We start from the raw sequence: 15,001 nt of genomic DNA on the forward strand, positions 1-15,001 counted from the left end.
AGGTCTGGCAACCAGACAGTCACCAATCGTCGCACCGCCCGCCCGGGGCGGTCAAACCGGATGGAGCGCGTCGCGCGGCGCGAGGGACGTCGAGCGCGTTCGACCGGGCGGCGGACGCGGCGTCCGGCGGGGCACGGGGCCGGTTAGCGTTGTCGGATGACCGCGAACGCGCCGCACGCCGCCTCCGCCCCGATCCCCGCCCGTCGTCCCGCCCCGCGCACCCACCACGGGGACACGTTCGAGGACCCGTACGAGTGGCTGCGCGAGAAGGACTCCCCGGAGGTGATCGCGCACCTCGAGGCCGAGAACGCGCACACCGACGCGGCGCTCGCGCACCTCGAGCCGTTGCGTGAGCGCATCTTCCAGGAGATCAAGACGCGGGTGCGCGAGACCGACCTCAGCCTGCCCAGCCGCCGCGGCGCCTGGTGGTACTACGGCCGCACGGTCGCCGGGAAGCAGTACGGCATCCAGTGCCGCGCCCCCATCTCGGGCCCGGACGACTGGACCCCGCCGACCCTGAGCCCCGACGTCGAGGTGCCCGGCGAGCAGGTGCTGCTGGACGCCAACGCCGAGGCGGAGGGCCAGGAGTTCTTCTCGCTCGGCTCGTTCGACGTCTCCGACGACGGCACGCGCATGCTGTGGGGCGTGGACGTGTCGGGCGACGAGCGCTACACCGTCCGCGTCAAGGACCTGGCGACCGGGCAGACGCTGCCGGACGTGCTGGAGGGCACGTTCTCGGGCGCGCACTTCCTGCCGGACGGCACGCACGTCGTCTACACCACCGTCGACGACGCCTGGCGTCCCGACCGCGCATGGCTGCATCCCGTCGGGAGGGCAGGCCGCGACGACGACCGCGAGATCTACCGCGACGACGACGAGCGGTTCTGGGTCGGCGCCGGCGTCACGCGCAGCAACCGGTTCCTCGTCGTGGAGTCGGGGTCGAGCGTGACGAGCGAGGTCGCGCTGCTCGACGCCGCGACGGTGGCTGCGGACGCGGAGGCGACGCCCCGCGTCGTCTGGCCGCGCCGCGAGGGCGTGGAGTACGGCGTGGACCACGCGGTCGTGGACGGCGACGACTGGCTGTACATCCTGCACAACGACGGCGCGCTGGACTTCGAGCTGGTGCGTGCGCGCCCCGAGGCTCCCGAAGAGCTCGAGACGGTGCTGGCGCACGAGCCGGGGCGCCGCCTGCTCGACATCGACTGCTTCCGCGACTTCGCCGTCGTCGAGTACCGGCGCGAGGGACTGCCGCGCCTCGCGCTGCTCGACTACCGCACCCACGAGCTGACCGAGATCGAGTTCGACGAGCCCCTCTACGCCGCGGGCCTCAGCGGCAACCCCGAGTGGGCTCCGCCGGTGCTGCGCATCGGCTACGGCTCGTTCACGACGCCCGGCTCGGTGTTCGAGTACGTGCTGCCCGGTTCGAACGGAGTGAGCGACGGCGCACCGGGCGACCTGATCCTCCGCCGCCAGGTCGAGGTGCTGGGCGGCTACGACGCCGCCGAGTACGGCCAGGCCCGCCTGTGGGCGCCGGCCGCGGACGGCACGCGCGTCCCGGTGTCGCTGGTGTGGAAGCGTTCGTTCGGCGAGCCGGGGACGTCCGTCCGGCCGGTGCACCTGTACGGCTACGGGTCGTACGAGCACTCGATCGACCCGTCGTTCTCGGTCGCGCGGCTCTCCGAGCTCGACCGCGGGGTGGTGTTCGCCGTCGCCCACGTGCGCGGCGGCGGCGAGATGGGCCGGCAGTGGTACGAGGACGGCAAGCTGCAGGCGAAGCGCAACACGTTCACGGACTTCGTGGACGTCGCCCGCCACCTCGTCTCCGAGGGCTACACGACGCCGGACCGGCTGGTCGCCGAGGGCGGCTCGGCCGGCGGCCTGCTGATGGGCGCGATCGCGAACCTCGCGCCGGAGCTCTTCGCCGGAGTACTGGCGGACGTGCCCTTCGTCGACGCGCTGACGACGATCCTCGACCCGTCGCTTCCGCTGACGGTGATCGAGTGGGACGAGTGGGGAGATCCGCTGCACCACGCGGAGGTCTACGAGTACATGAGGTCGTACACGCCCTACGAGAACGTGCGCGAGGGCGTCGCCTACCCGCGCATCCTCGCGATGACGTCGCTCAACGACACGCGCGTGCTGTACGTCGAACCCGCGAAGTGGGTCGCCCGCCTGCGCGAGGTCGGCGCGGACGCCCTGTTCAAGATCGAGATGGTCGCGGGGCACGGCGGGGTCAGCGGGCGCTACAACGCCTGGCGCGAGCGCTCGTTCCAGCTGGCGTGGCTGCTCGACGTGCTCGGCGTCGCCGACTCCTGACGCCCCACGTCGGCCCCGGGCCGGCGCCGTGTCCCACTTGGTGCCCGCCCGACCGGAGCCGTGTCCCACTTCGTGCCCGTCCACCCGGGCGTGTGTCCCACTTGACGCCGGTCTGCGTAAGCAATCGGGCCACAACTGGGACATGCCGCGGGGCGGGGTGGGTGGGGCCGGGAGCTGAAGGCAGGCGGGGTCTCGTCCACAACGGCCGATCCGATGATCGGCGATCCCCATCGTCATGGGTGCGGCACACCGTCCTCCGCTGCTCGCCACACTCGGTGCATGCGCACTCCCGCACCGCTGCCGCCCGGCGCACCCGGCCGGTTCCTCGTCTCGGAGGCACTCGCGAACGGTGTCAGCGCGAAACGACTGCGCGCCGCCGACCTCGCCACGCCCCACCGCGGCGTCCGGATCGCGACAGAGCCACCCGCCTTCTTCACCGGCCGCGACCAGGACCGGCGGCAGGCGGTCGCGGCCGCCGGCTGGAAGTACGCGCCGCGCCTCAAGGACTGGCAGTTCTTCAGCCACGAGACCGCTCTCGCCCTGCTCGGAGCTCCCCTGCCAGAGCCGCCGCACGAGGTCGGCCTGCACGTGTCGGCGCATCGCCCCCGTCGCGAGCCGCGCATCGCCGGCGTCGGAGGCCACCGGCTCCAGACCCGCGATCCCGCCTGGTTCGTCACACGCACGGGGTTCCGCGTGGAGGACGCGGCGCGCGCATGGCGCCAGGCCGGCACCCTGTGGGGACTGGACGATCTCATCGCGGCCGCCGACTTCCTCGTGCTGCCTCGCACCCGTCTCGCGACGATCGACGAGCTGGAGACCGAGGTCGAGCTCATGGGCGATACGGGCGACGGACGCCTGACGCGCGCGCTGCGGGAGGTGCGCGTCGGGGCCGAGTCGGCAGGCGAGACGCGCTCACGCCTGCTGGTCACCCGATCCGGCCTTCCCGAGCCCGTGCTGCAGTACGAGCTCTTCGACGCGCACGGGCTCTTCGTCGCCCGGCTCGACGCCGCCTATCCGGAGTACCGCCTGGCGTTCGAGTACGACGGCCGTCACCATGCCGATCCCCAGCAGTTCGCCAAGGACGCCGATCGGTGGGAGGCGATCCGCAAGACAGGATGGCGCCTCGTCCGGATCCTCAGCCATCACGTCCGGGGAGGCTCGCCCGCCGCGGTCTCCATGGTCCGGGAAGCGCTGCGCGAGTGCGGCTGGCACGGCTGATCCCCCGGTCCGTATCGGTATCCCCGGCGCGGAGCCGCGCGTCTGACGGTGTCCCCATAGGTGCCGGAATCGGAATGTGGATCGGGCGGAAACTGGGACACGGACGGGCACAAACCGGGCGGAAACTGGGACACGGACGGGCACAAACCGGGCGGGGCCTTCTCTCCGCCGCGGGCCCACGCGGACGATGCCCCGGTGAGACGGGAGAGGCTCCCGAGCGCCGCACGCGCCGGGGAGCCTCTCCATAGGTCTCGTGGATCAGCCGAACAGGGCCGCCGCCTCCTCGTAGCGGGACAGCGGGACGGTGTGCAGCTCGCCGAGCGCGTCGGCGAACGGCACGCGCACGATGTCGGTGCCCCGCAGGGCGACCATCGAGCCCCAGTCGCCGTCGACCACCGCGTCGGCCGTATGGAGGCCGAGACGCGTGGCGAGCACCCGGTCGAAGCCCGAGGGCGACCCGCCGCGCTGGATGTGCCCCAGCACCGTGGCGCGCGTCTCGATGCCGGTGAGGCGCTCGATCTCCGGCGCGAGGATCTCGCTGATGCCGCCCAGGCGAGGACGGTTGAAGGCGTCGAGCCCCTTGTCGCTGTACGCCTCCTCCTGCCCCTTGAGCTTGAACCCCTCGGACACGACGACGAGGGGAGCGCGGCCGCGCTCGAACGCCGACGTCACCTGCGCGGTGATCTCGTCGATCGACAGCGGCACCTCGGGGATGCAGATGACGTGCGCGCCGGCGGCCATCCCGGCGTGCAGCGCGATCCAGCCCACGTGGCGGCCCATGACCTCGGCGACCATGCACCGCTGGTGGGAGTCGCCCGTGGTGCGCAGGCGGTCCATCGCCTCGGTGGCGATGTTCACCGCCGTGTCGAAGCCGAACGAGTAGTCGGTGGCGCCGAGGTCGTTGTCGATCGTCTTCGGGACGCCGAAGACGTTCACGCCGTCCTTCGCCAGGCGGTCCGCAGCCGCCAGGGTGCCCTCGCCGCCGATCGCGACGATGCCGTCGATGCCGTGCTCGGCGAGCGTGGCCTTGATGTTCTCCGCGCCGCCGCGGTCGCCCTCGTACGGGTTCGTGCGACTCGTGCCGAGGATGGTGCCGCCCACCTTCGCGAGGCCCTTGACCTCGTGCCGGGTGAGGGGGAAGAAGTCCGCGTCGACGACGCCGCGCCAACCGTCGCGGATGCCGACGAACTCCAGGTCGTAGCTGGTGGTGCCCTTGAGGACGATGCCTCGGATGACCGCATTCAGTCCGGGGCAATCACCCCCGGACGTGAGGATTCCGATCTTCATGAGATCGACGCTAGCCGATACGACGAGGGCCGGCGGACCCGATGTCCGCCGGCCCTCGTGGAACCGGTCGCGAGTGCGCCCGCGGGGGTCTAACGACCGCCCAGCGCGTCCCGCAGCACGCCCATGAGCGCGGCCAGCTGCACCGAGTCGCTCGAGGTCGCGTCGACGGCCTCGCCGTCCAGCGCACGCGCCGCGAGGCCCTGCTTCTGGTCGATCAGCTCGGCGATCTTCGTGTCGATGGTGTGCGCGGCGATGATGCGCCACGCGGTGACGGGCTCGTCCTGGCCGATGCGGTGGACGCGGTCGATCGCCTGGGTCTGCTCGGCCGCGGTCCAGCTCAGCTCGGCGAGGACGACGTTCGAGGCGACCTGCAGGTTGACGCCGACGCCCGCCGCGGTGAGCGAGCAGACGATGATGCCGACCTCGGGGTCGTTGTTGAACGCGTCGATCGCCTCCTGCCGCGCCGTGCCGGTCTGCTCGCCGCGGATCGAGACCGCCTTGATGCCGACCGCCGCGAAGTGCGCCTCGGCCTGGTCCATCACGTCGATGTGCTTGGCGAAGAAGACGACCTTGCCCACCGAGCGCTGCAGCTGCGCCGCGTAGTCGGCGGCGAGCGATGCCTTGGCCTGACCGATCCGGCGCACCATCGTGAACACGTTGTCGCCCTCGGCGCCGGCCGCCTTCGACTCGTCGAGCTCGCCCTGCGCCACCAGGCGCACGATGTCCTCGTCGACCTCGCCGGCCGCGAGGCCGCGGTCGCCGCGCGCGTCGATGATGCGGCGGTAGCGCGCCGCGAGCCGCGCGCCGAGCTCGCGCTCGGCCTCGCAGATGCCGCGGCCGAACTCGTCGTCCAGCTGCACGGGCAGGTCGGCCACGAGCTTGTCGGGCAGGTCCTTCGCGACGTCCTTCTTGCGGCGCCGCACGATACCCATCGAGATGACGGCCTCGCGGGCCTCCGGGTAGAACGACTTGTCGGCCGGGGTGAGGCCGGTGCCGTCGAGCTTCTGCATCAGCTCGGGCCCGGGCTTGTCGCCCGTCGTCCAGCCGAGGAAGCGCCAGATCGCGTCGAAGTCCTCGACGTCGTTGATCAGCGGCGTGCCGGTGAGCGCCAGCAGCAGCGGGTCGCCGCCCGGCGTGGTCTCGCGGATGCGCGAGGCCAGCGCGAGCACGTTCTGCGAGCGCTGCGAGGACAGGTTCTTGATGAAGTGCGCCTCGTCGACGACCATGCCGCGCAGACCGACCTTGGCCAGCCAGCCCAGGTGACGGTCGAGGATCTCGTAGTTGACGATGAACACGTCGGCGAACGCGTCGATGTCGCGGCCGTCGCCGTTGATGACGGTCGCGCGACGGTGCGGGGTCCACCGCTCCACCTCGCGCGCCCAGTTCATCTTGACGACGTTCGGCACGACCGCGACCAGCGGGTAGGCGTCGGCCACGGAGGCGGCGAGCACCGACTCCGCCGTCTTGCCGAGGCCGGGCTCGTCCGCCAGCAGGAACGTGCGGTGGCCGGCCCGCACGGCCTCGAGGAACCGCGACTGGTGCGCCATGACCTCGAGCCCCTTGGGCGACAGGCGGTCGAACTCGGGCACCTCGGGGAGGTCCATGGTCGCGGCCCCACCGCCGGCGCCCTGCTCGAACGCCTTGTACAGCGGGCCCATGAGCTCCCAGCCGTCCAGGCGACGACGCGGCGTCGGTCCGCCGGTGCGGTGCGTGAGGTCGGGCGCGAGGAACGGGTTCGACTCGATGCGCGCCTCCACCCGGGGAGGCACGACCCCACGCTCGAGCGCCACGGGCGGCACGAGCGTGGCCTGGACGATCGGCTTCGCGTCGGCGATCACCAGCTCCTCGGGCGGCAGCTCGGCGCCCGACTCGAGCAGCCAGTCGCGGCGCATCCGCCGGGCGACCGGCGACGTGGCCTGGTCGACCTCGAGCAGCTGGATCAGCGACGTGTCGCGCGCGGCGGTCTTCGCAAGGATCGTCGCCACGCCGTCGAGGCGCTTGAGCAGCTCGGCGCGGGCGGCGTCGGTGACGTCGCCGTCGGCCTTGACCCGGGCGCGCTCCTCGCGCACGAGGAACGCGATCACCTGGAACTTGGTGCGGTTGGTGGGCCCCAGCTTGCCTCGCTGGGCCTTCGCCTCGACCTCCCGGACCTTGCGCGCAAGGATCGGGATGAGGGGGGCCTCGTCGTCGCGGCGCGAGGACGAGGACTTCTTGCGCTGTCGCGCGGGTGCCGTGGTCGGCATGCTCCTCCTGAGCTCTGTGATCGCCCGGTCGATGCGCCTAGGGGGCAGCGGCCGGCGGTCGGAGTCGTGCGGGCGTCCTCTGGCCTGCGACGCGGCGACGTCGCGAGCCGCGGATGCCGGTCGCTTCCGCGAGCGGCGGTGAGGACGCGGTGTCCGCCCGGCACGTGCGCCACCGTTGAGAGGATCTCCCTGACGGCGACGTCGCGTCTATGGGCGAGGCACCTGTTCGCCCAGTTTACGGCATCGGACGGCGTGATTCCCGCACGAATCGCGGGACGGCCCACGCGGGCCGCGGGTGGGCCCCCGCCCGGGCGTCGTGCGTCAGCCGCCGACGACCGCGAGCAGGTCGGAGGTCGCCTCGTCGACCAGCTCGCTGCCGGCGTTGAGGCCGAGCGTCGCGACCAGGAGATCGCCCTGCAGCACCACGGTCTCGGTCTCGACGGCGCCCTGCGTCTGCTCGCGCTCCCGCGTGCAGGAGAACCGCTCGGCGGACTCGTCGCAGCCCGGGAAGTTCTCCGGCAGCGACTCGCGCAGCAGGGCGGCGTGGGCCTCGCTGATGAGCGAGGCGGTCGTCTTCATGGCGACGGCGGAGTCCTCCGGCGAGATCCACAGGCACGCCAGCGTCGGCGAGCCCTGGATGACGTCGTTGACGTCGCCGACGTTGGAGCTGAAGTACGTCACGTCCGGGTTCAGCTCGCCGAACGCGAGCAGCCGTTCGTACATGTCGGCGGAGTACGCCTGTGCGCAGTCGTCGGGCAGGGAGTCGCCTCCCGGCGTCGCCGTGGGGTCCGGCTCACCCGTCGGCGTCGCGGCGGAGGGCTCCGACGACGGCTGGGCGTCGGGGGTCTCGACCGCGGACGGCGCGGCGCTCGTCTCACCGGGACCGGGCTCCGGCTGGCACCCCGTCAGCGCGAGCGCCGCCAGGACGAGGACGGGGACGGCGAGGCGGACGGAGCGCATGGCCCCATCCTGCCCCACCGCCCGTCGGCGAGGCGGTGGCCTCGCCGGGCTGCGGCGTGACGGGAGCCGGTCAGCGGAAGGTGCGCAGCCGGAGGCTGTTGAGCACTACGAACACGCTCGAGAACGCCATCGCCGCGCCCGCGATCATGGGGGTCAGCAGGCCGAACGCGGCCAGCGGGATCGCCGCCACGTTGTAGCCGAACGCCCAGAACAGGTTGCCGCGGATGATGCCGAGCACGCGACGGGACAGCCGCACGGCGTCCGCGGCCGCCGTCAGAGAGTCGCGCACGAGCGTGACGTCGCTGGCGTGCATGGCGGCGTCGGTGCCGCCGCCCATGGCGATGCCGAGCTCGGCGGTGGCGAGGGCGGCCGCGTCGTTGACGCCGTCGCCGACCATCGCCACGCGCCGCCCGCCCGACTGCAGCCGGCGGATCTCGTCGACCTTGCCCTCCGGGGACACCCCCGCGATCACGGTGTCGATGCCGACCTCGTCCGCGACCTTCCGGGCGATGCCCTCGCCGTCGCCCGTGAGCAGGACGACGTCCAGCCCCAGGCCGCGCAGCTGGGCGATCGCCGCCGCGCTGTCGTCGCGGACCGTGTCCCCGACGAGGATCGCCGCGCGTGCCGTGGGACTCATCCCCGCGGCCGACGACCATCCGACGATCACGACGGTGGACGCCGCCTCCGTCGCGGCCCGTTCGATCTCCTCCGGCACGCGCGCGCCGCGGTCCGCGGCGAACGACAGGCTGCCGGCGAACGCCTCGCGGCCAGCGACCTCGCCCGACACTCCCCTGCCGGCGTGGTTGCGGAAGCCGGTCAGCGCGGGGACCCCGGCGCCCGCCTCCGCGACGATCGCGCGAGCGATCGGGTGCTCCGAGCCGGACTCGAGCGCGCCCGCCACGCGAAGCACCTCGTCGCGCTCGACGCCGCGGCCGAGCACCACGCCGTGCACCGACATGCGCCCGCTCGTCACCGTGCCCGTCTTGTCGAGCACCAGGGTGTCGATCCGGCCGGCGGTCTCGATCGCCTCGGGACCGGTGACCAGCACGCCGAGCTGAGCGCCGCGGCCCGTGCCGACGAGCACCGCGACGGGCGTCGCGAGCCCGAGGGCACACGGGCAGGCGATGATGAGCACCGCCACCGCGGCGACGAATCCCGACTCCACGCCCTGCCCCGCGACGACCCAGCCGACCAGGGTGAGCACCGCGAGACCGATCACGATCGGCACGAAGACGCCCGAGATCCGGTCCGCCAGCCGCTGGATGCGGGACTTGCCCGCCTGCGCGTCCTCGACGAGCGACGCGATCCGCGCCAGTCGCGTGTCGGAGCCGACCGCGGTGGCGCGGACGATCAGGCGCCCGTCGACGGCGATAGTGCCACCGGTGACCGTTCCGCCGGGGACGACCGTGACGGGCGCGGACTCGCCGGTGAGCATGCTGGCGTCGATGGCGGCCTCGCCGTCCTCCACGACACCGTCGGTCGCGATGGTGCCGCCGGGGCGCACGACGAAGCGGTCGCCGCGGCGCAGCCGCTCGATGGGGACGGTGTCGCCGTCGCGCCCGTCGGGGCCTGCGAGCACGACGTCGCGCGCGCCGAGCTCCATGAGCGAGCGCAGCGCGGCGCCCGCGCGGCGCTTCGACCTCTGCTCGATGAAGCGCCCGAGCAGCAGGAACGTCGTGACGACGGCCGCGACCTCGAAGTACACGTGCATGCCGCCGGTGACGGTCACCCAGATGCTCCACAGCAGCGCGGCGATCGTGCCGAGGGTGATGAGCGTGTCCATGGTCGCCGCGCCGTGGCGGGCGTTGCGCAGCGTGGCCCGGTGGAAGGGCCATCCCGCCCACACGACGACCGGCAGGGTGAGGACCAGCATCACCCACTGCCATCCGGGGAAGTGCAGGGGCATCACCATCGAGATCAGCAGGATCGGCGCGCTCAGCACCGCCGAGACGAGCAGCCGCGTGCGCAGCGTCGTCTCTCCGGGCACATCCTCGATGTCGTGGTCGTGGCCGCCGTGGTCGTGGCCGTCGGGCCCGTGCTCGTCGTGCTCCTGGACGCCGTGGTCGTGCGCGGCGTGGTCGTGCGCGGCGCCGCCGGCGGCAGCCGACCCGCGGACGACGGCGTCGTAGCCCGCAGCCTTCACGGCGTCGACGAGGGCGTCGTCGGGGACGCCTGCGGGCGCCTGCACCTTCGCCGACTCGGTCGCGAGGTTCACCGACGCCTCCACGCCGGGCACGAGCTGCAGCCTCTTCTCGACCCGGGCGACGCAGCTCGCGCAGGTCATGCCCTCGATGTCGAGCACCACGCCGCGGCGCTCGCCCGCGTCCTGCACCGGGGCGGTCATGCGCGGCCGCCATACTCGTACCCGGCCTCGGCGACCGCGGCGGCGATCGCCTGGTCCGGCACCGGGGCGACGGCCTCGACGGTCACGGCGCCGGCGTCCAGGTCGACGACCGCGCGCCGGACGCCGTCGATCCCCTCGATGCCGCCTCCCACGGAGCGTGCGCAGTGCGCGCAGGTCATGCCCTGGACCAGGTGGATGGTGGTCGCCATGATGTCGTCCTCTCGTCGGTGCCGAGTACAACCATGATACCCCCCTGGGGTATTTCCGTCACAAGGGGCGACATAGGCTGGTGGCATGTCTATCGAGCTGACCGAGGCGGCCGTCGCCGCGACCATCGACCACGCGATCCTGAAGCCCGACTTCACGCGCGCCGACGTGGATCGCGAGCTCGACATCGCCGCGGAGTGGGGCGTGTTCAGCGTGTGCGTCCGACCGTCGGACATCGCCTACGCGGTGCGTCGTCTCGATGGGACGGGCGTCGCCGTGGGAACGGTGATCGGCTTCCCCCATGGCACGACCTCCACGGCGGCGAAGGTGGCCGAGCTGCGGCGCGCGAGGGAGGACGGCGCGACGGAGTTCGACATGGTCGTCCACATCGGCGGGCTGCGCTCGGGCGAGGACGACCTGGTGACGGCCGACATCACCGCGGTCGTCGCCGCCGCCGAGGGCGCGGTCACCAAGGTCATCCTCGAGACCAGCTACCTGGATCTCGAGCAGATCGCCCGCGGCAGCCGTCTCACCGAGGCGGGCGGGGCGACGTTCGTGAAGACCTCGACCGGGTTCGCCGGCGGCGGCGCCACGGTCGAGCACGTCACGCTCATGCGCGAGAGCGTCTCCCCCGCCGTGCAGGTGAAGGCCTCCGGCGGCGTGCGCGGCCTCGACGCGGCGATCGCGATGCTCGACGCCGGCGCCACGCGTCTGGGCACGAGCGCCAGCGCGACGATCCTCGGCGAGCTGCGCGCCCGTGCCGAGGGCGGGACGACCGGCGGCGCGGAGGACGCCTCGTCCTACTGATCGGCGGCCGGCTCCCCCTCGGGCCGCACGAGCGCAGGACGCGCGCGTCGTTCGGTGGTCGGACTCGCCGCTCAGCCGTCGGATCGGTGTGGCCGGTGAGCAGGATGAGAGACGGCTGCCGACGCCCGGCCCACAGCTCCTGCAGGTGAGCGAGCGATCCGACGGATGCCCGTGGGAGCCTGCGACGGGGCAGCGGATCGCGCGGCCGAGAGCCGGCCACCGCCGACGGGTCAGCGCCCGGACGTCGCCTCGGTCAGCGCGGCGCGCGACCGCACCACGTCGTCGGCCATCTGCACGATGAGCCTGTCGACGCCCTCGAACGCGACCATGCCGCGGATGCGGGCGACGAACTCGATCTCGACGCGGCGACCGTACAGGTCGAGGCCGGTCTCGTCGATCACGTAGGCCTCCACCTGCCGCAGCTCGACGTCGTCGAACGTCGGGTTCGTGCCGATCGAGATCGCCGCGGGGTACCTCACCCCCGAGCGCAGCACGCCCTCGGGCGAGTGCTCGATGAGCCAGCCGGCGTAGACGCCGTCGGCGGGGACATACCCCTCGGCCTCCGAGGACAGATTGGCGGTGGGATAGCCGAGCTCGCGCCCGCGCTTGACGCCGTGGACGACCTCCCCGATGACGGACGGGCTGCGGCCCATGAGCTTCGCGGCGCGCTCCACGTCACCCGCGTCCAGCAGCTCCCGGATCCAGGTGGAGGAGACCCGACGGCCGTCCTCGGCGCTCGCGACGTCGGCGACCTCCTCGACCGCGAAGCCGAGCTGCTCGCCCATGGTGCGCAGCAGCTCGACGGTGCCCTCGCCGCCGCGTCCGAACCGGAAGTCGCTGCCGACCAGCACCCGCGTAGCGTTCAGCCCCGCGACGATGACGCGACGCACGAACGCCTCGGCCTCCTCCGAGGCGAGGGCCTCGTCGAAGCGCAGCAGAAGCGTCGCGTCGATGCCCGTCCTGCCGAGCAGCTCGACCTTCTGCGCGACGCCGACCAGAGCGCGGGGCGTGCGCTCCGGCGCGAGGACGGCGAGCGGGTTGCGGTCGAACGTCACGGCGACCGTGCGGGCGTCGGTGGATGCCGCGTCGACGAGCATCTTCTCGATCAGCGCACGGTGCCCCGCGTGCACGCCGTCGAACTTTCCGATCGCGATGACCGTGGGTCCGAAGCCGGCGGGGATGTCCGCCACGTCCTCGAAGAGGATCATCGCCCCGCCCCGGCCGGCACGGCCTCGTCCGGGACGGCCACGGCGCGGTGGGTGATCAGCCACCAGAGCCCGAAGAACGGCAGCAGCAGCGGGATGAACACGTACCCGTAGCCGTACAGCGACCAGACGGTCGGATGCTGGAAGAGCTCGGGCAGCGCCACCGACAGCGTGCCGACGACGAGCACTCCGACCAGCTCGAACGCGATCGCGACCCAGGCCACCACGTACCAGCCGGGGCGCCGAGAGAACACGAGCGCGAGCGTGGCGAGGATATAGACGACCGCCGACGCCGCCGACAGCGAGTACGCCAGGGGCGCCTCATCGAACCGCTCGGCGATCTGCACGAACGACCGGCCGGTGGCGGCCAGGGCCATCACGGCGTAGACGATGACGAGGACCCGGCCGATGCCGGTCATGCGGCGCGAGGGCGCGGAATCAGTCATAGCCCGTCCATTCTACCGGCGGCGGGCAGACCGACCGAGGCCGCGGGTCAGGCGACCTGGATGGTCCAGATCACCTGCATGCGCCACACCATCACGGCGACCGACAGCGCCACCACGCCCATGATGACGGTGCTCCACCGGCTGCGCTCCACCAGCGCCCATGCGACGCCGGCCGCCGGCAGCAGCGCCGCGGAGACGAGGTACGTCCAGAACTCCAGCACGCTGCCCGTGGGCCCGTTGCCGACGAACGGCGCGACGACGGCGACGACGATCTGCGCCACCAGCAGCAGCTCGACCAGCGCCAGCCCGCCGACCGTGAGGTCGCTCGGCCGTCGCCCCGCGAGTCCGAGCACGACGCACACGACGCCCGCCGCGATCGCCACGACCAGCTGCAGGATGGTGAACCACAGGATCATGCGGGCTCCTCCGGCATGTTCATCGCGCTCTTGAGCGCGTCGCCGCGACGCTCGACGATGCCGATCAGACGGCCGTCCGGGTCGATCGCGGCGGCGTTCTCGCCGGAGAGCCGGGATGCCGCGGCGGCCAGCCGCTTGCCGTGCCGCAGGTCGCGAGCCTCGTCGGCGGTGACGTCGAGGCGGCCCAGCACGCGCGCGGCGACCTCGGCGGGGTCGAGGAGTGCCGGCTGACGCCCGTCCTCGAGCTCCGCCGCATTGCCGAGCGGGAACGGCCCGATGCGCGTTCGCCGCAGCATCGTCAGGTGTCCGCCCGTGCCGAGCGCGTCGCCCAGATCGCGTGCGAGCGCGCGGATGTAGGTGCCGGACGAGCAGTCGACCGTCGCGTCGACGTCGACCCACCCGTCGCCGCGCCGTACGCCGTGCACGGCGAACCGGGAGATCGTCACCTCCCGCGCCTTCAACGCGACCTCCTGACCGGAGCGGGCGAGGTCGTAGGCGCGCTTGCCGTCCACCTTGATCGCCGAGAACGTGCTGGGCACCTGGGAGATCCGGCCGGTGAGCGCGGCGACGCCGTCGGCGATCCGCTCGTCGCTCGCCGCCGCGAGCGCCTCCTCCGACGCGGTCGACACCACGTCGCCCTCGGCATCGTCGGTCGTGGTCGCCTGTCCCAGCCGGATCGTCGTCTCGTAGGTCTTGTCGAGCCCGACGATGTAGGTGAGCAGCCGGGTCGCGTCCTCGACGCCCAGCACGAGAAGCCCGGTCGCCATCGGATCGAGCGTGCCCGCGTGACCGATCTTGCGGGTCCCGAACGCCCGGCGGGTTCGCGCGACGACGTCGTGGCTGGTGATGCCGCCCGGCTTGTCGACGAGGAGGATGCCGGAGGCGGGACGCATGCCATCCAGGGTACGCGTCCCGCGCTCGGCCGCGGGAGCGGGGCCGCCTACGCTGGGCGGGTGACCTCGATCCATGCCGCTCCGGTCTCGGAGATCCCGCCGCTGACCCTCTACGAGATCCTGCGCCTGCGCGTCGACGTCTTCGTGGTCGAGCAGGAGTGCCCCTACCCCGAGCTCGACGGGCGCGACGTCGAGCCGACGGCGCTGCACCTCTGGGCGACGGACGGCGACCGGGTGGTCGCGACCGTGCGGCTGCTGCACGATCCCGAGGGACGGGGCGAGGACCGCAGGATCGGCCGGGTCGCCACGGCACCCGACGCCCGCGGTCGGGGCGTGGCCGGGGAGTTGATGCGCCGCGCGCTGGAGCTGTGCGCCGACCGCCCGGCCGACGACACGGCCGCTCCCGCCGCGCGGACGGTGCGCCTGGACGCGCAGTCGCACCTCTCCGGGTGGTACGGGCGATTCGGATTCACGACGGACGGGCCCGAGTTCCTCGAGGACGGCATCCCTCACGTGCCCATGGTGCGCACCGTCTAGCTGTAGTGCCCAGGGTCGTTGTTTGATCTGATTGCCGTGATGTGACGAGAACCTCCCGGCAGAGTGGAGCTGCTACCGCTTCCGCTCTGAACCAGGAGGTTCTCGTGTCTCATGCTAATGCG

General features: G+C 72.6%; 13 protein-coding genes. 4 read left to right on the plus strand and 9 right to left on the minus strand.

The features are described from left to right. The first annotated feature begins 156 nt into the window (after positions 1 to 156). Together K5S26_RS15335 and K5S26_RS15340 are read left to right on the plus strand one after the other, a co-directional pair. Positions 157 to 2,316: a S9 family peptidase gene (locus K5S26_RS15335; RefSeq protein ID WP_221859761.1), complete on the plus strand. Its 2,160-nt coding sequence runs from the start codon at positions 157 to 159 to the stop codon at positions 2,314 to 2,316. 279 nt (positions 2,317 to 2,595) lie between these two features. Continuing rightward, positions 2,596 to 3,534, plus strand: a complete 939-nt coding sequence (locus K5S26_RS15340) for an endonuclease domain-containing protein (protein WP_221859763.1) — start codon at positions 2,596 to 2,598, stop codon at positions 3,532 to 3,534. Between the two features lie 258 nt (positions 3,535 to 3,792). Here K5S26_RS15340 and K5S26_RS15345 read toward each other — a convergent pair whose 3' ends face one another. From K5S26_RS15345 to K5S26_RS15365, 5 genes are all read right to left on the minus strand, one after another. Continuing rightward, complete coding sequence (locus K5S26_RS15345) at positions 3,793 to 4,821, minus strand: 6-phosphofructokinase (RefSeq protein ID WP_221859765.1); 1,029 nt, start codon at positions 4,819 to 4,821, stop codon at positions 3,793 to 3,795. An 89-nt stretch (positions 4,822 to 4,910) separates the two neighbouring features. After that, positions 4,911 to 7,064 (minus strand): DEAD/DEAH box helicase, encoded by a 2,154-nt coding sequence (locus tag K5S26_RS15350; protein WP_221859768.1) that lies wholly within the window; start codon positions 7,062 to 7,064, stop codon positions 4,911 to 4,913. Positions 7,065 to 7,385: 321 nt separating this feature from the next. Beyond that, the gene (locus K5S26_RS15355; RefSeq protein ID WP_221859770.1) at positions 7,386 to 8,024 is read right to left on the minus strand and encodes a hypothetical protein; all 639 of its coding nucleotides are present in this window, start codon (positions 8,022 to 8,024) and stop codon (positions 7,386 to 7,388) included. Positions 8,025 to 8,094: 70 nt separating this feature from the next. Continuing rightward, positions 8,095 to 10,368, minus strand: coding sequence for a heavy metal translocating P-type ATPase (locus K5S26_RS15360; RefSeq protein ID WP_221859772.1), 2,274 nt, complete (start codon positions 10,366 to 10,368; stop codon positions 8,095 to 8,097). Then, positions 10,365 to 10,577: a heavy-metal-associated domain-containing protein gene (locus tag K5S26_RS15365; RefSeq protein ID WP_221859774.1), complete on the minus strand. Its 213-nt coding sequence runs from the start codon at positions 10,575 to 10,577 to the stop codon at positions 10,365 to 10,367. Before K5S26_RS15365 ends, K5S26_RS15360 begins: the two co-directional genes overlap by 4 nt. An 85-nt stretch (positions 10,578 to 10,662) precedes the next feature. Here K5S26_RS15365 and deoC point away from each other — a divergent pair, with 85 nt between their 5' ends. Then, on the plus strand, positions 10,663 to 11,382 hold the full coding sequence (deoC, locus tag K5S26_RS15370) for a deoxyribose-phosphate aldolase (RefSeq protein ID WP_221859776.1): 720 nt from the start codon (positions 10,663 to 10,665) through the stop codon (positions 11,380 to 11,382). Between the two features lie 230 nt (positions 11,383 to 11,612). Here deoC and K5S26_RS15375 read toward each other — a convergent pair whose 3' ends face one another. The 4 genes from K5S26_RS15375 to truB are packed head-to-tail and all read right to left on the minus strand — an operon-like array spanning position 11,613 to position 14,342. After that, positions 11,613 to 12,590, minus strand: coding sequence for a bifunctional riboflavin kinase/FAD synthetase (locus tag K5S26_RS15375; protein ID WP_221859778.1), 978 nt, complete (start codon positions 12,588 to 12,590; stop codon positions 11,613 to 11,615). Further along, complete coding sequence (locus tag K5S26_RS15380) at positions 12,587 to 13,033, minus strand: hypothetical protein (RefSeq protein ID WP_246604087.1); 447 nt, start codon at positions 13,031 to 13,033, stop codon at positions 12,587 to 12,589. The genes K5S26_RS15375 and K5S26_RS15380 overlap by 4 nt, the downstream gene beginning before the upstream one ends. A gap of 47 nt (positions 13,034 to 13,080) precedes the next feature. Then, positions 13,081 to 13,449 carry a hypothetical protein gene (locus tag K5S26_RS15385; RefSeq protein ID WP_221859780.1) on the minus strand — a complete coding sequence of 123 codons (369 nt, stop codon included), beginning with the start codon at positions 13,447 to 13,449 and terminating at the stop codon, positions 13,081 to 13,083. Then, a complete protein-coding gene (gene truB, locus K5S26_RS15390) occupies positions 13,446 to 14,342 on the minus strand; it encodes a tRNA pseudouridine(55) synthase TruB (protein WP_221859782.1) in 897 nt (298 codons plus the stop codon). The genes K5S26_RS15385 and truB overlap by 4 nt, the downstream gene beginning before the upstream one ends. Before the next feature lie 60 nt (positions 14,343 to 14,402). Here truB and K5S26_RS15395 point away from each other — a divergent pair, with 60 nt between their 5' ends. Then, positions 14,403 to 14,879, plus strand: coding sequence for a GNAT family N-acetyltransferase (locus tag K5S26_RS15395; RefSeq protein WP_221859784.1), 477 nt, complete (start codon positions 14,403 to 14,405; stop codon positions 14,877 to 14,879). Positions 14,880 to 15,001 lie beyond the last annotated feature (122 nt).

This window comes from Microbacterium marinilacus (assembly GCF_019753765.1).
GTDB classification, from domain to species: domain Bacteria; phylum Actinomycetota; class Actinomycetes; order Actinomycetales; family Microbacteriaceae; genus Microbacterium; species Microbacterium marinilacus.

Bases quoted from the DNA above. Each gene is read 5' to 3' on its own strand.
- K5S26_RS15335 (WP_221859761.1), top strand. From the start codon at position 157: ATGACCGCGAACGCGCCGCACGCCGCCTCCGCCCCGATCCCCGCCCGT.
- K5S26_RS15340 (WP_221859763.1), top strand. From the start codon at position 2,596: ATGCGCACTCCCGCACCGCTGCCGCCCGGCGCACCCGGCCGGTTCCTC.
- K5S26_RS15345 (WP_221859765.1), bottom strand. From the start codon at position 4,821: ATGAAGATCGGAATCCTCACGTCCGGGGGTGATTGCCCCGGACTGAAT.
- K5S26_RS15350 (WP_221859768.1), bottom strand. From the start codon at position 7,064: ATGCCGACCACGGCACCCGCGCGACAGCGCAAGAAGTCCTCGTCCTCG.
- K5S26_RS15355 (WP_221859770.1), bottom strand. From the start codon at position 8,024: ATGCGCTCCGTCCGCCTCGCCGTCCCCGTCCTCGTCCTGGCGGCGCTC.
- K5S26_RS15360 (WP_221859772.1), bottom strand. From the start codon at position 10,368: ATGACCGCCCCGGTGCAGGACGCGGGCGAGCGCCGCGGCGTGGTGCTC.
- K5S26_RS15365 (WP_221859774.1), bottom strand. From the start codon at position 10,577: ATGGCGACCACCATCCACCTGGTCCAGGGCATGACCTGCGCGCACTGC.
- deoC (WP_221859776.1), top strand. From the start codon at position 10,663: ATGTCTATCGAGCTGACCGAGGCGGCCGTCGCCGCGACCATCGACCAC.
- K5S26_RS15375 (WP_221859778.1), bottom strand. From the start codon at position 12,590: ATGATCCTCTTCGAGGACGTGGCGGACATCCCCGCCGGCTTCGGACCC.
- K5S26_RS15380 (WP_246604087.1), bottom strand. From the start codon at position 13,033: ATGACTGATTCCGCGCCCTCGCGCCGCATGACCGGCATCGGCCGGGTC.
- K5S26_RS15385 (WP_221859780.1), bottom strand. From the start codon at position 13,449: ATGATCCTGTGGTTCACCATCCTGCAGCTGGTCGTGGCGATCGCGGCG.
- truB (WP_221859782.1), bottom strand. From the start codon at position 14,342: ATGCGTCCCGCCTCCGGCATCCTCCTCGTCGACAAGCCGGGCGGCATC.